Annotated in this window: 14 protein-coding genes; 3 read left to right on the top strand and 11 right to left on the bottom strand. The window is 46.6% G+C overall.

The features are described from left to right. Positions 1-18 precede the first annotated feature (18 nt). From QUB77_RS15215 to rpsT, 6 genes are all read right to left on the bottom strand, one after another. A complete protein-coding gene (locus QUB77_RS15215; RefSeq protein WP_333178315.1) occupies positions 19-1,893 on the bottom strand; it encodes a DNA-directed RNA polymerase subunit gamma in 1,875 nt (624 codons plus the stop codon). A gap of 85 nt (positions 1,894-1,978) precedes the next feature. Beyond that, complete coding sequence (locus QUB77_RS15210; protein ID WP_333178312.1) at positions 1,979-3,070, bottom strand: HNH endonuclease; 1,092 nt, start codon at positions 3,068-3,070, stop codon at positions 1,979-1,981. A gap of 141 nt (positions 3,071-3,211) precedes the next feature. Continuing rightward, on the bottom strand, positions 3,212-6,598 hold the full coding sequence (gene rpoB, locus QUB77_RS15205) for a DNA-directed RNA polymerase subunit beta (RefSeq protein WP_333178309.1): 3,387 nt from the start codon (positions 6,596-6,598) through the stop codon (positions 3,212-3,214). A 98-nt stretch (positions 6,599-6,696) separates the two neighbouring features. Beyond that, the gene (locus QUB77_RS15200) at positions 6,697-6,891 is read right to left on the bottom strand and encodes a hypothetical protein (protein ID WP_333178306.1); all 195 of its coding nucleotides are present in this window, start codon (positions 6,889-6,891) and stop codon (positions 6,697-6,699) included. 309 nt (positions 6,892-7,200) lie between these two features. Continuing rightward, the gene (locus QUB77_RS15195; protein ID WP_333178303.1) at positions 7,201-7,980 is read right to left on the bottom strand and encodes a TatD family hydrolase; all 780 of its coding nucleotides are present in this window, start codon (positions 7,978-7,980) and stop codon (positions 7,201-7,203) included. A 335-nt stretch (positions 7,981-8,315) separates the two neighbouring features. After that, entirely contained in the window at positions 8,316-8,618 is a 303-nt protein-coding gene (gene rpsT / locus QUB77_RS15190; protein WP_333066838.1) for a 30S ribosomal protein S20, read from the bottom strand. 465 nt (positions 8,619-9,083) lie between these two features. On the opposite strand from rpsT, the gene QUB77_RS15185 reads away from it, so the two are divergent. The 3 genes from QUB77_RS15185 (at position 9,084) to QUB77_RS15175 (ending at position 11,568) form a co-directional block, all read left to right on the top strand. Beyond that, the gene (locus QUB77_RS15185) at positions 9,084-9,314 is read left to right on the top strand and encodes a hypothetical protein (RefSeq protein WP_333178300.1); all 231 of its coding nucleotides are present in this window, start codon (positions 9,084-9,086) and stop codon (positions 9,312-9,314) included. 188 nt (positions 9,315-9,502) lie between these two features. Then, positions 9,503-10,816 carry a histidinol dehydrogenase gene (gene hisD / locus QUB77_RS15180; protein WP_333178298.1) on the top strand — a complete coding sequence of 438 codons (1,314 nt, stop codon included), beginning with the start codon at positions 9,503-9,505 and terminating at the stop codon, positions 10,814-10,816. Between the two features lie 323 nt (positions 10,817-11,139). Beyond that, positions 11,140-11,568, top strand: a complete 429-nt coding sequence (locus tag QUB77_RS15175) for a universal stress protein (RefSeq protein ID WP_333178295.1) — start codon at positions 11,140-11,142, stop codon at positions 11,566-11,568. A 41-nt stretch (positions 11,569-11,609) separates the two neighbouring features. On the opposite strand, the gene QUB77_RS15170 is transcribed toward QUB77_RS15175, so the two are convergent. The 5 genes from QUB77_RS15170 to QUB77_RS15150 form a co-directional block, all read right to left on the bottom strand. Then, on the bottom strand, positions 11,610-12,884 hold the full coding sequence (locus QUB77_RS15170) for a carbamoylphosphate synthase large subunit (protein WP_333178292.1): 1,275 nt from the start codon (positions 12,882-12,884) through the stop codon (positions 11,610-11,612). 203 nt (positions 12,885-13,087) lie between these two features. Beyond that, the gene (locus tag QUB77_RS15165; protein ID WP_333178289.1) at positions 13,088-13,981 is read right to left on the bottom strand and encodes an isoaspartyl peptidase/L-asparaginase family protein; all 894 of its coding nucleotides are present in this window, start codon (positions 13,979-13,981) and stop codon (positions 13,088-13,090) included. Positions 13,982-14,750: 769 nt separating this feature from the next. After that, positions 14,751-15,383: an alpha-ketoglutarate-dependent dioxygenase AlkB gene (locus QUB77_RS15160; protein WP_333178286.1), complete on the bottom strand. Its 633-nt coding sequence runs from the start codon at positions 15,381-15,383 to the stop codon at positions 14,751-14,753. A 524-nt stretch (positions 15,384-15,907) separates the two neighbouring features. After that, complete coding sequence (locus QUB77_RS15155) at positions 15,908-16,171, bottom strand: hypothetical protein (protein ID WP_333178283.1); 264 nt, start codon at positions 16,169-16,171, stop codon at positions 15,908-15,910. Then, complete coding sequence (locus QUB77_RS15150; protein ID WP_333178280.1) at positions 16,152-22,253, bottom strand: AAA family ATPase; 6,102 nt, start codon at positions 22,251-22,253, stop codon at positions 16,152-16,154. The genes QUB77_RS15155 and QUB77_RS15150 overlap by 20 nt, the downstream gene beginning before the upstream one ends. Positions 22,254-22,504: the final 251 nt, after the last annotated feature.

Here is a 22,504-nt window from a genome sequence, read left to right as displayed (position 1 = left end):
CTTACCCCTTCCCAATTTCTAATTGTTAATTACCGATTCGATCGTTTGGTGATAGATAATCCTGCCCGGAGTAGTGCGAATGAATTGATTGATCACCTTGCCGTCTCCGTCTTCCCGAACCCGGCGGAACTTGTATTCTTTCGTCACGATACCGTCGGTAGAACGTTCCACCTTCAGCGGTTCTCCCTCGGGTTCTGAGCTTTCTATGGCGCCTTGAAACCTCACCCAAACGTATGAGTGCAAGTCAACGATTCCTTGTTCGTAAGCTACAACCGCGTCGGTAAGGTTGGAAAAATAGTGACCGGCTCCTTTTTGAGCGTCAGGATTTTCGGCTGTCAAGTAATAGCAACCGAGCACCATATCTTGAGAAGGAGTAACGATCGGTCTTCCGGTTGCTGGCGACATAATGTTATTAGAAGCCAGCATCAGCAAGCGCGCTTCCGCCTGAGATTCCAGAGACAAAGGCACGTGTACTGCCATTTGGTCGCCGTCAAAGTCAGCGTTAAAAGCCGGACAGACTAGCGGGTGAAGCTGAATTGCCCTCCCGTCCACCAAAATCGGCTCAAAGGCTTGAATCCCCAAACGGTGGAGGGTCGGCGCGCGGTTTAGCATTACCGGGTGTCCTTCAATCACCTCCTGAAGCACGTCCCAAACGCTGGGATCGTTGCGCTGGATCAGTTTTTTGGCTGCTTTGATATTGTTGACCAATCCTTGGCGGATCAGGCGGTGGATGACGAAAGGCTGGAAAAGTTCGATCGCCATTTCCCTCGGCAAACCGCACTGATGAATTTTTAGTTTCGGCCCCACCACAATCACCGAACGCCCGGAGTAGTCAACCCGTTTCCCCAGCAAGTTTTGCCGGAAGCGACCTTGTTTCCCTTCAATGATGTCCGACAGCGACTTCAGCGGGCGGTTGTTTGCCCCCACCACCGTCCGGCCCCGGCGGCCGTTGTCAATCAGGGCATCCACAGCTTCTTGCAGCATCCGCTTTTCGTTACGGATGATAATCTCCGGCGCCAGAATTTCTTGGAGTCTCGCCAAGCGGTTGTTGCGGTTGATGACTCTCCGGTAAAGGTCGTTGAGGTCGCTCGTGGCAAAACGCCCGCCGTCTAGCTGCACCATCGGACGCAAGTCGGGGGGAATCACCGGAATCACATTGAGCACCATCCAATCGGGTTGAGAGCCCGTAGCGATGAAGTTGTCAATTACCCGCAAGCGTTTAATTAACTTTGCCCGTTTTTGACCTTTAGCATTGGCAATATCTTCCCGCAACTTTTCCGCTTCACTTTCTAGCGGAATATTTTGCAGCAAAACTTGCAAAGCTTCAGCACCGATCCCCACTTCTACACCTGTGAGTGTGGAATCTTCGCTGTAAAGTTCGTCTTCTATTTCCAGCCAAGCATCTTCCGTGAGCAATTGCTTGTATTGCAGTTTTTCTGCATTACCTGCATTGAGGACAACGTAGGCATTGAAATACACGATTTGTTCGACATCTCGCAGCGGCATATCTAACAGAATTGCCATGTAACTCGGAATGCCTTTGAGATACCAAACGTGAGCTACTGGAGCTGCTAATTTGATAAAGCCCATGCGATGGCGGCGGACGCGAGATTCAGTGACTTCAACACCGCATCTTTCGCAAACAATGCCTCTATGGCGAACTCTTTTGTACTTCCCACAATGACATTCCCAATCTTTTGCAGGTCCAAAAATGCGCTCGCAAAACAAGCCATCCATTTCTGGTTTTAACGTGCGATAATTTATTGTTTCTGGTTTTGTCACTTCTCCAGTAATCTGACCGTTGGGTAAAGTTCTCTCTCCCCACTGTCGAATTCTTTCTGGTGAAGCTAACCCTATCTTGACGTAATCAAAGCGTTGTTCTATTTTAGCCATTCTTGACTCCAATTGATAATTTACAGTCGATTATTTGTGGTTCTTTATCTTTTTTGTTTGCTTTTTTTTACGGCTTAAATCAATGTTAGACTCCTCTATATGTGACGTGGTTTTTTATATCAGAGATGACACTTGACGATACTCCAAAGTCATCAGCGATTTTAGAGATTGATTCTCCAGCTCTAATTCTTTTTCGTACCTCAAGAGCTTGCTCGAAAGTCAATTTGCGATCGAGATATCCACCCATGCGAGGAACTGGAACATTTTCGGCTGCTTCCTTCCAAGTAACGTGATACTTAATGTCGTGTATGGTTTTGCGACCAACACTGTATTCCTGAGCTACATCCTTCACTCTCTCTCCTGCTGCTAGTTTTTGCCGAATTTCTCGCACTTTTTCCCAGTCTAATTTGGCATTGGAAAGGGGATGACTTTTGCCTTGAGTGCGTCCTTTCTTAGAAGCATCTAATAAATTTTGAGTGCGAGTTCCACCCCAAAGATGTTCTGGATTAATACAACTGGGATTATCGCAGGTATGACAAGCATCCATCGAAGTAGGAACTTCACATCCTAATTTCTCTGCTAAAACAGCACGAGTAACTGATTGGGATTTCCCATTTTTAAAGTACCTGCCATAACCACCTTGACCATCCTTTGCACCTTGAAAAATTATGCAGCCGCTGTCTTGAATTTCTCCTACAAAACCGGGGGGAACTGTAGTGAAGTTATGGGGAATATTTGCTTGAAGTATCTTACTAATAGTTTCATAGTGTACGCCATACTTTTTTATTAGGTGGCTTTTGGTAGTTCCAGCTAAATAGTGACGCTGAATTTCCCGCAGTTGTTCGATCGACAGTTTGCCAATACCCGGAATACTTTTCCGTCTGGGAGTTTTGCGATCGCGATCCATCATTTGCTGCGTATTCTGGGCCGCAGTTCCCGCTACGAGATGTGCTGGGTTGATGCAGCTTCGATTGTCGCAGGTGTGGCAAGCAAAATAACCGGAACTGAGGAATCCTGCTATTTTTGATTCGAGGACTAATCGGTGGACTAATACCGTTTTGCCATCGAGCCACTTGCGCCCGTAACCGTTGCCAAACTTGCCCCCTTGCCAGTTAATACAGCCTGTCGCCCGGTCAACTTCTCCTTCTATTCCTGGGACAACTGTTACAATGGTCATGTCAGCGTCTCTCCTGTTTAGAGCGTTGATTCGCCTCACCAGTGTTCGTACCACTGCTGAGGCATTTTTATTTGAGATTGTCGATTAAAGATTAAAGAATTGAATGCTGTCAAAAAATCTTTAATCTTTAATCTTTAATGCCTAATCCTCGTCAAGTTCGTCACGAGAAAGCGATTCGTAAGTAGGCCGGGAGGGCGATCGCTTGCCCCCAGCATCGGCCATCAAATCCACCTCAACGTGCTCGCTGCCCTCGTCGGATGTATTCACCTTGTGCACGGCAATATCCAAGCACAAAGACTGCAACTCCCGCATTAGCACCTTGAAAGATTCCGGCGTACCGGGGCGCGGAATAGCTTTGCCTTTGACGATCGCATTCAGCGCTTCATTCCGTCCCTGCATATCGTCCGACTTCACAGTCAGCAACTCTTGTAAAGTATAAGCTGCGCCGAACGCTTCCAGAGCCCAGACTTCCATTTCTCCGAACCGCTGACCCCCCTGCTGCGCTTTGCCGCCCAAAGGCTGCTGCGTTACCAGCGAGTAAGGGCCTGTGCTGCGCGCGTGGATCTTATCGTCTACCAAGTGCACCAGCTTCAGCATATAGGCGATGCCGACTGTGACGGGGCGATCGAACGGTTCACCAGTTCGGCCATCGTAGACAATAGTTTTGCCGGGGTGCTTTTCGTTAAACACCCAAGGCTTGCCGGTTTTTTCGCGCGCCTCCTGTAACTTGCCGTGTACGGTTTCCCGCGACTTTTCAGCGCCGTGCATTTCATCAAAAGGCACCATCTTGAACCGCATCGACAGATTTTCGCCGGCCCATCCCAGCAAGCACTCAAAAATCTGACCCACGTTCATCCGCGACGGTACGCCCAAGGGATTGAGAACTATGTCAACGGGAGTCCCGTCGGGCAAATAAGGCATATCCTCCATTGGCAGAATCCGGGAAACAATACCCTTATTCCCGTGGCGGCCGGCCATTTTGTCGCCGACTTGAATCTTCCGCTTTTGAGCTACATAGACGCGGACGACCATGTTTGCGCCGGGGGGCAGTTCGTCGCCCTGTTCGCGAGTAAACACCCGCACGTCCACTACGCGGCCTTTTTCGCCGTTAGGGACGCGGAGGGAATTGTCGCGCACATCGCGGGCTTTTTCGCCGAAGATTGCCCTCAGCAGTTTTTCTTCCGGCGGTTGGTCGGATTCGCCTTTAGGGGTGACTTTGCCGACTAGGATGTCGCTGGCTTCTACCCAGGCACCTTTGCGGATAATGCCCTGTTCGTCTAGCTGGCGCAGCGCGTCTTCGCCGACGTTAGGAATTTCGCGAGTGATTTCTTCGGGACCGAGTTTGGTTTGGCGGGCTTCGATTTCGTATTTTTCAATGTGGATCGAAGTGTAGACATCTTCGTACACCAAACGCTCGCTAATTAGCATCGCGTCTTCGTAGTTGTAGCCTTCCCAAGGCATATAAGCTACGAGGATGTTGTGGCCGAGGGCGAGTTCTGCCCCTTCGGTGGAGGAACCGTCGGCGAGCACTTGACCTGCTACGACTCGATCGCCCTCATAAATCAGCGGACGCTGGTTTAAACAAGTATCCTGGTTAGAACGCTGATATTTTTGCAGTTCGTGTTCGATGCAGCCAGCATATTTTTGCTTCCAAACCGAGGGCTGTTTGAGTTTGAGATCGTCGTATTCCTTAATCAGGAAATGTTCTTCGCTGGAATTAGATTCGGCATCCTCAGCTAGGGGTTTGACAATAATCCGGGTAGCGTCGATGTAAATCACTTCGCCGTCAATCCGGGAAACCACAACCATCCCGGAATCTCGCGCCGCCTGAGCTTCCAAGCCCGTACCAACTAGGGGCCGTTCTGGTTTCAGTAGTGGCACAGCTTGCCGCTGCATATTCGATCCCATCAGAGCTCGGTTGGCGTCGTCGTGTTCTAGGAACGGAATCAAGGATGTCGCGACGGAGACGATTTGCACAGGCGAAATCGCCATGTAGTCCACCTGCATCGGTGTAGTCGTCGTAAATTCTTGGCGGTAGCGGACGGCTACGGTTTCGCCCAAGAGGTTGTTGTTTTCGTCGAGGCTGATGTCTCCGGGGGCGACGCGCAAATCGTCTTCTTCGTCTGCTGTCATGTAAACAGGGGCTTTGTCGCGCAGCACCCGTCCTTTTTCTACTGGATAAAAAGGAGTTTCAATGAAGCCGTAGGGGTTGACGCGGGCGTGGGTTGCCAAGGAACCGATCAGACCGGCGTTGGGGCCTTCTGGTGTTTCTATCGGGCAAATCCGACCGTAGTGGGACGGGTGAATGTCCCGCACTGCAAACCCGGCGCGTTCGCGAGTCAGACCTCCAGGGCCCAAGGCGGAAAGCCGACGTTTGTGCGTCAGTTCTGCCAGAGGGTTGGTTTGATCCATGAACTGCGATAGCTGGGAGGAACCGAAGAATTCCTTGATTGCTGCTACCAGCGGTTTGGGGTTGACCAGAGAAGCGGGGCTGAGCGAGTCGGCATCCGAGACGGTCATTCTTTCGCGGATGATCCGTTCTAAGCGGTTTAGTCCGACGCGCACTTGGTTTTGCAGCAGTTCTCCGACACTGCGGACGCGACGGTTGCCTAAGTGGTCGATGTCGTCGGTGGAGCCGATGTCGAATTCGAGGTTAATTAAGTAGTCTATCGCTGTCAAGATATCTTGCGATGTCAGCACCCGCATGGTATCGGGGACTGTCAAGCGCAATTTTTTGTTGAGTTTGTAGCGACCCACTCGGCCCAAATCGTAGCGTTTGGGGTCGAAAAAGCGCGAGTTGAGGAGCTGTTCGCCGCCCGCCACGGTGGGGGGTTCACCTGGACGGAGTTTGCGGTAGAGCTCCATCAAAGCTTCTTCTTCGCCGAATTGTCCTTCTTTCTCGATCGTTTTTTGGAAGTATTCCGGGTGGCGCAAACTGTCGTAGATTTCGCCGTCTGTGAGTCCGAGGGCTTTGAGCAGCACCTGAGCCGAGAGTTTGCGGGTTTTGTCGATTCTGACCCAGACTAAATCGTTTTTGTCTGTTTCAAATTTCAGCCACGCGCCTCGGTTGGGTATTAGCGAAGCGTTATAGGAACGGCGGCCGTTTTTGTCGGTTTCCGATTTGTAGTAGACGCCTGGGGAACGCACGATTTGGTTGACAATCACCCGTTCGGCGCCGTTGATGATGAAAGTGCCGCGCTCGGTCATCAAGGGCAAGTCGCCGATGAAGACTTCTTGTTCTTTGATTTCCCCTGTTTCTTTGTTAATCAAACGGGTGGGGACGTACATTTGCACCGAGTAGGTGCTGTCCCTGCGCTTGGCTTCGTCCACATCATATTTGGGGCGCTTGAGTTTGAAGTCTTTGCCCATGAAGTGGAGTTCCAGCTTCCCCGTGTAGTCTGTAATCGGGGAGAAGCTGTCGAGTTCTTCGATCAGCCCGGCTTCTAGAAACCAGCGAAAACTTGCCCGCTGGATTTCGATCAAATCGGGCAAGGTGAAGGCGAATTCTGTGTAATCTTTAGTGGTCATGGGGGTCCTTTTTCCGCAGTGGCTCTAGCTTTTTACATGGCGCCAAGGCTGGGCTTTTTTACCTTGTTGCGTTTTTTTGATTGATTGTGTGAGAGAATTTATATGATGTTTTCGATCGCCTGCCAACTGCTGCAACGATTATTATTGCTGGTGGCTCGCCGTATTTTTGTGCGGATTTTAGTTTCGATCGAGATGCTTTTAGCTCCGATATCGTGGTTTTCCTGGGTAAATCCCCTACACTTTTGACTCCTAAAATTGACTTGACCGCTATTGCCAAATTGCTGAGGTTCCAAGTTTCTTCTGATGTGTAAGTTTGAGTGTGTAAGTTTGAGGTATTGCGTGAAGTTGTGACCGATCCCGAAGGTTAGCGTACTCGCGTTGTGTTGGCCTCAAGCGGGCGACATCGCAGGATCGGATACTAAGCCAACGCCCGATCGGTCGGTTCTTTTTATTATAGGACGCAAATCCGATCGCAACAGGCAATGCCAAAAGAATCTCCAATAAAGGATGAATCCGGTTTTTATGACAGGAGAGAAATGGGATTCTCCCTATCGCCAGGCTCTAAATCGACCTGTTTTCCTCGTTTCTTTGTTCTGAATAACCTAAACTGAAAAACCGAATAGCTTACAGGCATTTTCGGTTGTCTGCTGCGACAAAGTTAAGAGAGAAACTCCTCTCAATTTAGCAACTTGCTCGGCTACGTAGTAGACGTAGGCTGGTTCGTTGCGTTTTCCCCGCTGGGGTACGGGGGCGAGAAAAGGGCAATCTGTTTCGACTAGGATGCGATCGCTATTTACCATACAAGCTGATTCTTGTATTTGCAAGGCTTTTTTAAAGGTGACTGTTCCGCTAAAACTGATGTAGAAACCTAGGTCTAAAAACCACTGGGTTTCTTCGGGTGTGCCTCCCCAGCAGTGCATGACCCCGCGCACTGGCCCGCGTGTTTGCCAAAAGTTCCTCAGCATTTCGGCCATTGGGGCGGCGGCGTCGCGACAGTGGATAATGACTGGTTTGTCAAGTTCCTGGGCGATTTCAAGCTGTGCCTCAAACACTTTAAACTGGTGTTCTCGATCGTCAGCTTTATAAAAGTCCAGTCCGGTTTCGCCGATCGCCACTACCCTAGAGTCCGATCTTGCTAATTCCCTAATCTGGCTTGCAGTTTCGTCTTTCCACTTGTCGGCATCTAGGGGGTGGAGTCCAACCGCAAAGGAGACTTCGGCAAACTGATTGGCGATTGCTTGAATGCCGGCAAACTCTTCTGGCTCTACACAAGAATGAACCAGCCGAACTACACCAGCTTCGCGCCAGCGTTCTCGAATGGCTTCTAACTCTGATTTGTAGGTCTCAAAGTTGATATGAACGTGAGTGTCGATGAGCTGCATGTGGGAAGCAGATTAGAGGTGATACGGGAGAGTCCTGGTGGGATAGGGCGAGGGGGAGTGAGAGAGTCTGGGAGTGGGAGTGGGAGTGGGAAAAATCTTCCGTGTTCTTTCTTCCTTCTTCCTTCTTCCTGCTTGACAAGCGAATTTCAAAGGTGGTTCCCGCCACGTGATTTATCCGTGGAATCAATCCAAAATCTCAAATCTAAACTTCTCAAGCCCCCGAATTGATCCGTGGGGTCAATCGAAAATCTAAAATCTAAAATCGAATGACTTCTTCCCTCAACATCCATCCCTTCAATCTTGTACACTGCTTCGTTGGCGAACTTTCTGCTTCCTTAAGATGCTACCGAGGATGTTTCGTGCGGCTTGAGGGTTCTTGCCAAGCGGGACTTTTTGCGAGCGCCGTTGTTGCGGTGGAGTACACCTTTTTTGACAGCTTTGTCAATTTTGCTGTATGCCTCAGACATTCGCTGCTGGACTTCTTGCATTAATTCCGGGCTCGGAGCTGCGGCGTATTTGTCAACGGCAGCGAAATACTTCTTCATCAAAGTTTTGACCGCTGACTTGTAAGATTTGTTGTACAAGCGGTTGCGTTCGGCGATTTTGACTCGTTTGACGGCGGACTTAATATTTGCCATAGTTCAGTTGCTGGAAGTAGGTATTCATTGATACACCCTAGTCTCAAGACAGTCTCAAGACACGGGGATTTAGAAGGACAACCTTTTCGGGAGCGATCCCCAAAAAGCTTGAATTTTAAAGGCTGAGTCAGACAGCCATTCTCCCTGGGCTCAGATTGAGCTGAGTCTGCGGGTACTTTTTGGCAACGCCCGCGCAATAATTTTTTATTGACTCATTTAACGGCCTGTTTTTTACCCCTGACAATACCCAAAGGTATGACACGGGTCTTTCGGAGGCGTTTTGCGGTGTTTCCACCGTCACCAGTTAAAGTCACGGTTTCTTACGCGCAATTTTCAAGTATACAATAATTTGGCGTTTTATAAAAAAATTATCAGGTGTTTGAAAAACTAATATAGCACCTATTCTGCTTAAAATCCAATTCTCTGAAAAATCCAAGTTAAGCTATAACAAAGAATACGGGTGATTTGGGCTTCGGCAAGAAGCACTTACCGAAGGTAGAAGGTAAAAAGCTGAAGGTAGAAGGTAGAAGACAGCCGGATCAGAAGGTAGAAGGTAGAAGGCAGAATCAAAATTCTTCCGATCGAGCACTCTCCCTCTCAGATATTATCGGGGTCGGACACTCTCCCCTTCTGCGTTCCAACCCTCTCCCCGGACACCCGGTTCTCTGGCGGGCAATTCAAGAGAGAAGGTTGTGACTTGTCCTCAGTGTTGCAAAATCCTCGACAGAGATTTAAACGCTGCACTGAAGCCTTGGAAAATGCCGCGACTCTCGCGGTTTAAGCTTGTGGGCTGGTGGTGGCCTACTTCTCTAGGAGAACCCCCACAAAAATCCCCAATTGTCAAGCAAATGTTAGTGAAGTTATAGACGGCATTCCTAATCTCCATGCTGCGAATCATTACTCAGTGGGTTGAGGCACAAGCTGAACTGCGACGGATCTGCGATCGCACCCATGACGAACTTGTCGTTCACAAAGAAGCCACCGTGCGGGAGGTGCTGCAAGCTGTAAGGCGCAGAGGCGATCAGGCTGTGCTGCACTACACTGCTGAATTTGACCGCATGACCCTAAATGTGGAAGATTTACGGGTCAGTGGCGCCGAATTGGATGCTGCTTACCAGCAGGTGTCGAAAGAATTATTAAATGCAATCCGCACAGCTTGCAAACAGGTAGAGGCGTTTCACCGACAGCGCGTACCCAAGTCTTGGGTGCAGTTTGGCGATGACGAGATTGTTTTGGGCAAGCGCTACACGCCGGTCGATCGAGCGGGAATCTACATTCCTGGGGGTCAGGCGTCCTATCCGAGCTCGGTGATCATGAATGCGGTTCCTGCGAAGGTCGCCAAGGTTCCGAGACTGGTGATGTGTACTCCCCCCGGACAGGAGAAGAAAATGAATCCTGCGGTGCTGGTAGCGGCTCAGGAAGCGGGAGTTGATGAGATTTATCGGGTAGGCGGGGCGCAGGCGATCGCGGCTTTGGCCTACGGTACGGAAACTATTCCGAAGGTGGATTTAATTACTGGGCCGGGGAATATTTACGTCACCCTAGCTAAAAAACTGGTTTACGGGACTGTGGGGATCGATTCTCTGGCTGGCCCGTCGGAGGTGTTGATTATTGCGGATGGTTCGGCGAATCCCGTGCACGTGGCTGCGGATATGTTGGCTCAAGCTGAGCACGATTCGATGGCGTCGGCAATTTTGCTGACGGCGGATTCGGTGCTGGCTAGGAAGGTGGTGGCTGAGGTAGACAGACAGTTGGCAAATCACCCGCGCCGAACTTTAACAGAAAAGGCGATCGCCAACTATGGTTTAGTCGTGGTAGTTGACTCGCTCAAAGCGGCGGCGGAACTCTCTAACGAGTTTGCCCCGGAACACTTGGAATTGCAAGTTGCAGATCCCTGGGCTTTGCTCGACCAAATTCGCCACGCTGGGGCGATTTTCTTGGGCTTATCGACGCCGGAAGCTGTAGGTGATTATTTGGCTGGCCCGAATCATACTTTGCCGACTTCTGGGGCTGCGCGCTATGCGTCGCCGCTGGGTGTCGAAACTTTTATGAAGCATTCGAGTTTGATTCAATATTCGCCTGCAGCACTTAAAAAGGTGAGTAGGGCGATTAATGTTTTGGCGGAAGCCGAGGGGCTTCCTTCTCACGCTGATTCGGTGCGGCTGCGGACTGAAAATGAGGGAAAGGGTGAGTTTTAGAGGGTAGATTTAAGTAGATGATCGGCAAAATACAGAGGTAGTCAAAAGCTAGTGAAATGCAATGAAAGGAAGCAATTCTCTTGCGATTATGGTAGCTTTACATTCTGTGACAAGCGGTCCAGTTTATGTGCACCTACCTACTTACGCACTGCGGGCTTAAGAAACCCGGTTTCTTCAAAAATCTTGCTTAAATGACGCAATTATGTTAAGAAACCGGGTTTCTGGGTAGGTAATAATGATGTTGGTGGCAAGCGCGAAATTATGGAAAGTAGGCGACAATCAACGAAAAAGTTAAAGTCTAAATATCTGAGATTTAAAGGTGCATGGTATTGAATACTGTTTTGGTAGCGATCGACAATTCAGAGCTTGCAGAACGGGTTTTGCAAGTTGTAGGACAATTTCACCTAGAACCGACGGCAAAGGTGATTCTAGTTCATGTTGTGAGTTCTGGTACGTCGGATTTTGACGCGGTTGTCGATCGACCTCACTCTAAGGGAGATGAGATTGCTTACCGAGAGGTGGAGAAGTTACTGCAATCTTATCAGGAAAAGTTGCCTTGCCAGAGCGAATTGGAGATTGTTTCGGGACAACCTGCAGAAGAAATTGTCCGTTTGGCTAATATTTATAAAGCGGATTTAATTGCGATCGGCTGTCGGGGTTTGACTGGTTTAAAGCGGATTTTGGAGGGTTCGGTGAGTGCTGAGGTTGTGGCTGAGGCTCCTTGTTCGGTGTTGGTGGTGCGCGCAAAATAAGGGAGAGAACCGCACAACCGCAGCAATGGGTAGAGTAGATATCAACCAAATTGGTGCAATCCCTTACCTTGCAAGTTCTCCTCAATGTGCTGCATTTCCTTCATATCCTCACCCGCAACTATCCCGTAAATTTCCGTGTAGATTTTTCCGTATTTAACCTTCTCTAAAGCCGACAAGATTATCAAGTCCTTGCGATCGAGTTCTGATTTCAGCGTGACAAGAATCGATTCCAAAGTCCCATCCATTCGCCAGTTACTGGAATATTGAGCCACCTCCTTTCCCCGCCCCAGTAAGGTATGGCGCTGCAAGCAAAGCGGAGTCGAACCATTAACTCGGAAATTGGCATCAATCGCATACAACTGTCCCTCAGAGTCTTCCAGCACGTCGAAGCCAATAACGCCGAAATAACCCTGTTGGTGAGCATATTTACCAATAGCGGCAATCATCTCAAAAAACCTACTCATGTCGGTTTCGCGGTAGTGAATCAGTCCCCCTAAATAGCTGCCCTCTGGGGTGACAAGTTGGCTGGTAGTGCCGATAAGCGTGATATTTCCGGTTTTGCTTACATAGAACTGCACGCAGTAGTTCTGCACTTCATTCTTGACGAATTCCGAGACAATAATCGTATCCAGCAACTTGATATCAAGATATTTCCTCACTTCCTGCAAGCAGTAGTTCAGATCGCTGGCGCTTTTGATAATATAAGTGCCTTCTCCAGAAAGTCCGTGGGATGTTTTAATCAAGTAGGGGAATTGCTCTGGTAACTGAAGGCTTTCGAGATTGACTTCGTGCAGATTGTAGGTTTGGTATTTCGGACATTGCACGCCTAATTCTGCTAGCGTGGCTTTGCTGAGTAAGTGGTAGTGGATGTCGGGATGGACGGCGTGTTTTTCCGGTTTGAGATTGTCGAAGGGAAATAGAGTCAGGAGTTTGTCAAAGCGATCGCTTACGCTGAGATCTTCGAGATAAGTTGAGCAGTCTATCATTTCCATACTGCTGTAGCTGAAGCCAAAATGCTCCCGCCAATAGTCAATCAGCGAGTTCGGCGGCGAATTAATCACAATCCCTGGGATAGTATCGCCTAACACAGCCAGATTTTTCCAAGGTTCCTTCTGACCAATCTTGTCGAAGGAAGTTTTGGTGGCTTCACTGCTGCCGTCTTGAATAAAGTATTTTTTTCGGTTGGGGTAAGCAGCCCAACTGGCAGTTGCAGGGTAATTTAGGATGAACGCATAACGTGCATCTGTGATGTCTGCAGCAAACAAATCGGAAAGAGAATTACCCTGAAAGTAAGGAAAGTCGTATGTTGAGTTCATAATAAACCTTCAAGTAGAGTTTGAATTGAACTGTTTTACCGGCCACTAAGTAGCTCGACATAATTAAAAGTAGGGTGGGCATTGCCCGCCCTACAAATTGAAAAAATGTTTATTGATGTCCAGCTACTTAATACCTAGGAAACAAGATATTAGTTGCGGAAATTAAACACTCTCCAACTAGGGAGAATGCAACCTCAATAATTTCAATGATGGACGAGTTGTTTTTTCTTAGTGAACACAGCCACCTTGTTCATTTCTGAGGTTCTATAAGCACAAGCCATGTCGGTTGAGTTATGCGCCCAGCCAACCCGCCCTTGAGGGTCTATGAGGATGCACCCAGCTTCTCCTGCCACCTTAGATGCCAAAGTCTCAATTGCCATCTGCGCTGCTTCGTCTGGGTGCTTGCCGGAGGCTAGAAAGTCGATCGCAACCTTAGCCAAAACTACTGGCATAATCGACTCACCATCGCCTGTGGTCGAGCAACCGCCGTATTGACTGTCAGCAAACAAGCCTGAGCCAATAATGGCGCTGTCGCCGACGCGACCGGCGGGCTTATTCATAGTGCCCCCAGTTGAGGTACCGGCAACTAAGGTGCCGCTGCTATCCAAAGCTACACAACCAACGGTATTGGGGCGGTCAATAACTTCTTTTTCCTCCTCCCACTCTTCCTGTTGCTCATCCGCGATTAAGTCTTCTTTTGTACACATCTCGGCTCCACTTTCTGCCGCAAAATGTTCTGCGTGATCCGCTACTAAGAACATGGGTTTTTTATCCATAATCTTTCGCGCCACTGAGATGGGATGGCGCACGCCTTGAACATTTGCAAGGGCTCCCCAAGCTAATGAACCGCCTTCCATTATCGCTGCGTCTAGCTCTACCTCTCCCTTATTGTTGAGAACCGATCCAAAGCCTGCGTTAAATGTCTGGTCAGCTTCCAGAACCCGGATAGCTGCCTCAACAGCTTCTGCTGCTGTACCCCCGCTTGCGAGCACTGCCCAACCAGCTTCTGCTGCTGCGGTACAGCCTGCATTGTTGGCTGCAACCTTGTCTTCTGTGATGGTTTTTGCTCCACCGTGAACAATAATACTCAATACCATAAATTTCCTTTCTTTTATCTGAAGCTCTACTTAAAAATTCCTTATATTAATTAATTTATTATAAGCAATTTTTAAGTATTTTATTTGATGCTAGTTATATAGCCTAGCTGTGTTGAATTTAGGATTCGTCTATCTTCAGATATAATTATTTTTGTCGAGATTTGTATTCCTCGCGACCTAGCTATTTACGAATTATTAATATATATGTTGCTAAAGTTAGGTCAATAGTTTGATCACATTTAGCTTCGAGTTAGTTAAGGAACTTGAAAGAGTTAGGGAATAAAGATGAGGTAAAACTTAAGGGGATGCACTACACCTTAACAGGCAAAATTGCTAAACGTGAAGAATGAGACTTTGAGAGAAAAGAAGTGCGATCGACCTTCACATCAGTCTGAGCCTTTCTGCTGAGAAGCGAATTTCAAAGGTGGTACCCGCCACGTGATTTATCCGTGGAATCAATCCCAAATCGAAAATCGAAAATCCTCAAGAAAGAGCATTTATCCGTGGGGTCGCCTCTAAAATCTAAAATCTAAAATCGCGCAATCGATTGACCCGCCAAAAATCCGCGCAGCCGCAACAAACTAGCCGTTTGACCCAAACTCAGCCTTAGCAGCGGCACTCCCGTGCGATCATCGCTAATTCGGCGGTACTGTTATTCCTGTGCGAAAACCGCTACTTTTACTGTTAACAAAAGTGGCATTTTTTTTATAAAAACCGCAACTAAAGCCATATAAACGGATATATAAATTACAAATTACCCGGAGTTTATTTAGCTTACTTTCCTAAAAGTAAGGTTAATTCTTGGTTCAGTAACTTTGGGCGCTTTCGGGATTTGGTGTTGCCAAAAATGCTGGGTTACTCCTTTCATCAGCAGGAAGCTTCCAGGAGTTAATTGAATTTCTAATTTCGTTTCTTTTTGGTATTTGTGCCTGAGCATAAAACGACGAGTAGCCCCAAAACTTACAGAAGCTATCGCTGGGTTTTCACCAAGTTCTGATTCATCATCACTGTGCCAAGCTACACTATCTTTGCCGTCGCGATATAGATTAAGCAACACGCTGTTAAACCATGTACCTGCTATTGCTTCTATCTTAGATTTGATTGTTATGAGGGTAGGTGTCCATAGATTAGGCTCCATTTTTATTTTGGAGTAAGTGTAAGATTTACCTGTATCTCCGTACCATGCGCTAAGTCGCGGTATAGCGACTTGCTTGCCAAAAAGCAGAGCCACCTCTTGCTTCCAATTAATATTGCTGTACAATTCCGAAAATATCTCGTTGCTCTCATTGTTATTGAAGAAGTCGCGGTACATGATTATTTCGGCATCTGGCAGAGATAATTGCTGACCGTGCTTCTGGCTTTCTGCTTTTGGCTCTTCCCACAATGAAAGTTGAGTATACATAAATCTGCTCGTTGATTACGTTTTAGTGAAATTTATAAATATACAGTTTTTGACACAAGCACTGCCCAGCTTTACCATTAATCATGTAAAGCTAATTTTAGCATTTTAACAAGACAAGGATAATTACTTTTCCTAAACTTACACCTAATGTTGCATACCGAATTGGGCGAAAAGTCTAGAATATGTTCTGGTATGTTTTTACACAGGGACATAAGTTTAGATAATGCCAGAAAAATTCGGTTACTCTTGCTTTTGCCTTCCTTGCCCGCGATCGCTGCTTTGATGGATCTTGACCTAATCCTAGTCCTCAATGAAGCGCCCTTCACATCACTCTGAACCTTTCTGCTTAGCCGCCAAAAACTCCCGCAGCGGCAACAAACTAGCGCTTTTTCCCAGATTCAGCGGTAGCAGCGACAATCCCTCCAACCGAGACTGCACTCAACCGTCGCCCCAATACCACTGGTGAAAAATGAAAATGATCTCCCCTCCCAACAATGTAGCGATCGAGCTTTGGAATTTTATCATTAATCTAAATTGTGTGGCCTGTCTTTGATTTTTGTGCGATTTCTTAAAGTAGACTGACAGCGTTCCCAGTAAATTTTAGCGACGCGATCGCCCTGATTCTGACCACAACACTCGGCAAACAGCCCAGCCGCCTCAGCTAACTTCCCTTGCAAGTAATTTGCCTTCGCTTCTGCAAACAATTCCAGCGTAGCTAACTTGCCCGCTTTGATTTCTGGCGTGTCAGCATCAAAAACCCGATCGAGGTCACATAACAGCCATTCCATCAATCATAGCTGAGGCAATAATTGTATAAGCCTCTACCCAAGCTTTTTCAGTTTCAGGTGTCCACTCTAAACCCATCTGCGCCTTCAGGGCTTGAATGAGTGCATTAGCGACAACAGGATAATGTTCTACTACCACGCCATATTTGGCATGAGTTGCACCTAATCCTTTAGCAAAAACATTAATTAACTTAGGTTTCCGTAAATTTTCAATAATTATTTCTAAGCTTTGCCAAATCTTTTCTTTTTGCTGTCGCATATTTGTATTCAGAAAAAGAGTTTTAATCTGAGAAGAACTCTCAAAAAGTATTTCATAAAAGTTACTTACAAATTCATCAGATTGAGGTTTAACTAATGCTAAAGTTCTCTCTAATAGCTCGATGTTTAAAGTGATAGTTTTTTGTTCACACCAGTCCAAATAAATTCGAGCAACTTGATCCGAAGGGCAGAGTTCTAAACATTGAGCAAATAATGCTGTGGCTTCGATAAATTTCTGTTGTCGGTATAAACTCAAAGCTTGGTTAAATAAATCTTTTGTTGCTAACTTACCTCGCTTTGTTTCAGCAATATCTGCCTCAAAAACTTCATAAATGGTAGATAACTTTACTTTTCCCTTAACACTAATTTGAGCAATCATCCGCATAGCATAGTTGCTAGGATTAGCTAATTTATTAAAAGTCTGCTGTGTAATCAGTAAAGCAACACCATAATTTTTTGTTAATCCTTCCACACGAGAAGCTAAATTCACTGAATCACTAATTACCGTCGTATCCATGCGATTTTGCCCGCCCACCGTGCCTAACATTAAATTCCCAGTATTAATGCCAATGCCAATCTTAAGCGGGGCATAACCAGAATTAACCCGCTCTTGATTGTATACTTGAAGTTGATGCAACATGGCAATACTGGCGTTTACTGCATTATCAGCATCACCGCTGAATAGTGCCATAATCGCATCACCAATATATTTATCAATAAACCCATTATTTTCAATAATCGCAGATTCCATCCGAGATAAATAAGCATTAATAAACTGAAAGTTATCCTCCGGCGTCATACTTTCCGAAAGGGTAGTAAAGTCACGAATATCAGAAAATAGCACCGACATTTCTAACTGCACTTGGTCGCCCAGTTCCACATCAATAATGCTTGATTTGTCTAAAAAATGGAGGAACTGATTGGGGACGAAGCGCTCGTAAGCTTTGTTGAGTTGAAATAGTTCATTGGTGAACCTGATCTGCTCTGTTTCGGCTTTTTTGCGCTCCGTTATATCTTGAAAAGCTGCTATGCTGTAGGCAATATTGCTCTGATTATCATAGATAGGCGTTCCCCAAACTTCGATGGGTACAACCTTGTCAGTTTGGTAGATTTCCATATCATTAACAGTGGAAGTTTCACCATTTAATGCCCGCACTGCAGGTATTTTTTCAGCAGGATAGGGATTGGAAGTGTCAGCAGTATATAGTTGATAAACCTCTGCGAATTGCTCGGGCGTGGCATCAGGCGCAACTCCTTTTCCCAGAAGCTGCTGCCCCTTCTGATTAACGTAGTAAGTTGTACCACTGGGTTTAAGTACAACTATCCCTACTGGCATCGCTTCGAGGAATTGAGTCAGCCTGGTTTCATTTTCGCGTACTTCTGTATAGAGTTTAGAATTTTGAATGGAGATAGCCGCTTGTCCAGATAAGACTTTTAATAGTTCCACTCTTTCTGGCGTAAAAGCTCCGGCTGTCAGATTGTTTTCTAGGTAAACAATACTGAGGATTTGAGATTGGTTAATCAGCGGCACACATAAAATTGATTTGGGATGATTTTTTTTGATGTAGGGGTCGTTGGTAAATTTTCCCGATTTGGCAGCATCGTCCAGTACCACGCTTTCTTGAGTACGGGCTACATAATTGACAATTGCGGAAGAAACTTCTTGACAATTTTCGATGGGGATTGACTGCAAAACGGTGACGAGTTCGTCATCGATTGTCCCTTCAGCTTCAATTAACAGCTTTTCCTTGCTGGAAAAAATTAGATATCCTCGTTGCGCCCCTGCACTTTCAATCAAAATTTTCATCAAGCTCGACATTAGCTTATCTAGCCTTATTTCACCGGAAATCGCCTGAGAAGCTTTCATTACTGTGGTGATATCTAAGTTAGATTCCGAACCGATCGTCACTCTAGCGGTAGCTTTAGTGTTTTTATTTCTCGATTGAATTGGTTTCAATAACTGGGGATATCGCGTTTCTAAATCTGTTACCTTAGCAGTGGCTCCCCATTGGACATAACAATAATATGCCTCAATCATGTAGAGTTGGGCAAATTTTTCTTTACCCCATTCTAGGTAAAATTGGGCTGCTAGTTCGTTAGCTAGTGCTTCTTCGTTGAGGAATTTATTTTCTTTGGCTCCAGAAATGGCGCGATCGTACATTTCAATCGCCTCAGCTTTATTGCCCAACACCCGATGCTTTTCGGCCTCAACTAAATACCATTTATGCAGATGATTCATCGGAGCATTTTGGGCCCACTGTTGCAAAGTGGTTTGATGGGTTTCCACAGAGGCGAGAAGATCGGCTTGCTCGGTTTCTGGCTGTGTAGGGAAAAGTGCCAAATTCGTCAGGGCGGCATAAAAATGAAAAATGGGAACAAAAACCGATCCCGATACTCCCATCCAATAGAGTTTGACTTGGGTAATGTGGTCTAGGGCAGCGGTGTAATTGCCATAGCAGTAAGCAAGCAGCAGTTTGTAGATGTAGACAGCAGCGATCGCTGTCACGTCATTGTTCTGATGGTGCTTAGGAATCATCACCGTTTCATCGTAGGCAGTTCCGATTAAGCAATCCGACCGAATACGGGCTTCCCTCAAGTTCTTCACCGTCTGCTGCGTCATATTCAACAAATCCTGGGCAGAATATTGCTTTACCTGCGCCATGACAGCGCTGTAACCTGCTATTTCTGATTCCCAAGTGTCTAGTTCTACCCCACGGAAGAAATGGACATAAAAGTAACCACTTATGTTGTAGCCAGCGTTTAGAAAGTCGCCAGTTTCCATGCCAGCCGTATAGCCATCTTTCATCGTCGGTATCGTTGCTAAGAGAGCTTCTTGGCGATGCTGAATAAAACCCCCAAACAAAACTATAATTTGGCACTTGAATTCGGGCACATTGAACCGCTCCAGCAATGAGAATGCCAATTTACCAAAATCATAGCCCGTTTCGACATCTCCAAAAAAAGCACACAAAACCAGTCCGTGAATCGCATACCCTACCGTCGATGCGGGTGCATTCCCAAATTGAACCGATAAACTCACCATCGTGGAGCTAAGTAGGGGCGTTAAACTCGGCATTCCCTGGAAAATGGGTGAAAATAACATTCCCAAAAGTTGTATGGCTGCCTGAGTTTGGAGATTTGTCATCACAGGCAGGTCAACCAGTTCCTCAATTCGTCTGCCCTGAAGTTGGCTCTTCAGGGTTTGTAGCGCTTTACCAATCGTGGCTCCGTCAGGTTCGGTGGGGAAATCGATTCCCAATAGTCGCAGGGCCTCTCTACCGATTGCGATCGCCTCCAACATCTTGCCCTGGGCTGTCTGCGTGGCGATTTGAATTTCGTAAATTTTGATTTTGTCTAAAATTGTCTGAGCATTCTGCAATACCTGTGCTGCCATCTGTTCCATAACCTCAATGTCAGCATTCAAATAGGCAGCTTCGGTAGCAGCAACATAAAGATTCAGGGTCAACTCATACTGACATTGCCAGCAGTTGGCTGTCAGTAGCTCAATCCCTGTTTGCAGATAGATATTTGCCGCAGAGTATGCGGTAGAACTTCTTGCCTTACCTCCCGCTTCTAAGTTGAGTAGGGCTAAGGCTTCTCGTTCGCTTAATTGATGGATTAACTCAATTCCTTGATTTAAATGCCCCACAATATCAAATAATTTTTCCTCTCTTTCTCTGGGAGAATATTTTTGTAGGAGTAACTGTCCAATTTTGAGATGAGTGGCTTGTTTTTGGTTTTCGGGTATTAGGGAATAAGCTGCTTGCTGGACGCGATCGTGCAGGAACTTATAAGTTGGATTAGCAACAGACTGATTTGGGGATTGAGCATCTGCTTCAATGAAGTTATAACCTTCTGCAATCACTAAAATGAACCCTTCAAGCAAGGCTTTCCACAGCGCAGATGCCGTTTTTTCTGGTACTTCTTCGTTGACTATTGCCAATGTCTCTAAATCAAACTGCGCCCCAATGCAAGCCCCCAACTTGAGAACATCCTGAGTTTCTTTAGGCAACTTCTGTAATTGCGCCGCCATAAACTCCACCACATCCGAGGCATCGGCAAATGTAACTTGATCAATATCGCACTGCCAATGCCGTACATCCCAGTCAAAGCTAATTTGACCCTCTTCATATAGCGACTTGAGGAGTTGAGTAGAGAAAAATGGATTACCTTGGGTTTTTTGATAAACCAATTCTGTCAGGGGATCGGCTAAAGATAAATTACACATCAGCGTATCTGCCACCAACTGATTCATATCTCCTTGACTCAACGGTTGCAGATTAATCGTATTCACCACTGCCCCAGACTTAACAATCTCATCGATCGTCAACATAAACGGATGAGTCGGTGACACCTCATTATCTCGATAAGCACCCAATACTAACAGATATCCCGTATCCTCCATCAACAGTTGTAATAACTTCAAAGATGCTGAATCCGCCCATTGCAAATCGTCCAAAAATATTACTAAGGGATGTGAGGCAGTCGTAAATATTTGCACAAATTTCTGCATCAGCAGATTGAACCGATTTTGGGCGGCACTTCCAGACAGTTCTAGTGCAGGACTTTGAGAGCCAATGATGCGTTCTAACTCAGGAATTACGTCTATCAAGACTTGCCCACTCTCGCCTACTGCTGTGAGAATCAGGGTTTTCCATGTTGGTAATTGAGCATCACTTTCTGATAATAATTGCCCCATCAATTCCCGAAATGCTTGCACAAATGCACTGAAGGGTATATTGCGTTGGAATTGGTCGTATTTGCCTTTAATAAAATAGCCGCGCTGTCTGGCGATCGGCTTATGGACTTCGTTCACTACGGCGGTTTTACCAATCCCAGAAAAGCCAGCTACCAGCATCATTTCGGCGTTACCTGTACTCACCCGCTCGAAAGCCGCTAATATATTAAAAACTTCATTTTCTCTGCCATATAGTTTTTCGGGAATTAGGAAATGGTCTGCAACATCCCGCGTTCCCAAGGCAAACTGCTCAATGTTACCCGTTGCTTGTAATTGAACTAGACAACTCTCTAAATCGTGCTTTAGCCCTAATGCCGTTTGATAGCGGTTTTCTGCATTCTTCGCCATCAGCTTGCTGACAATTTGGGAGACAATCAGGGGAATTTCTAGCTTGATTTCGTGCGGGGTAACTGGCTGTCTAGCAATATGGCAATGGACTAGCTCTAAAGCATCTGCTGTTTCAAAAGGCAGCTTTCCTGTCAGCAATTCGTAGAAGGTGACGCCGAGCGAGTAAAAGTCAGTGCGGTAATCGAGAGTGCGATTCATCCTGCCAGTTTGTTCCGGCGAGATGTAAGCGAGAGTTCCTTCAAGAACTCCGGGGTTTTTCAGTATCGGTGTTTCTCGGCTTAGCTGAGTGGAAATGCCAAAGTCGATAATTTTTAATTGTTCCGTTTCCGGGTTGTAAACAATATTTGAGGGGTTAATATCTTTGTGGATGATGTTGGCGCGGTGAATTTGCCCTAAAGTTTCCGTGGTGGCAATAGCGAGGAGCAAAAATTCTTCCAGAGTAAACGAGCGCTGCTGCATCCAAATTGTCAAGGATTCGCCGCCAAAGTCCTCAACAAACATCACGAGGCTGTTTTGGTATTTTTGCAAGTCATAAACCTGCACGACTCCCGGCTCTTTTAGCTCTCTAGTGATGCGGTATTCGGTGCGGTAGCGCACCAATTCTTGAGGTGTCGGGTAGCTCTCTTTGAGCAGTTTGAGGATAATTGGTTGGTTATCTGCTTCCCGAATCGCCCGGTAAACCAGAGAGTTGACACTTTCGTAAAGCAGCGTCTGGACAGCAACGCCTGGAATAGAGAGCATATTGATTTTTATGGTAAAAATTAAAGCTAACTCAAAAAGCACCAGCTTTCTGTATAGAATAGCGCGTTATAAAGGAAAAATTTTTGTTTTTGTAACAAATGTTTAGTTTTTCCGGTAGCAGCCTGCAAATACTTTGTGGTAGCCCCGATTTCGATCGCCTAATTTGTATGGTGCACCAAAAGTCGATCGCACTTTTGCTGTGATTTTCAGCCCACATTACGCTGCTTGGGGAGTGACACAGCATAATTACG

Source organism: Microcoleus sp. AT9b-C3 (assembly GCF_036705485.1).
Taxonomy (GTDB): domain Bacteria; phylum Cyanobacteriota; class Cyanobacteriia; order Cyanobacteriales; family Microcoleaceae; genus Microcoleus.
This window is presented reverse-complemented; position numbering and strand designations above follow the sequence as displayed.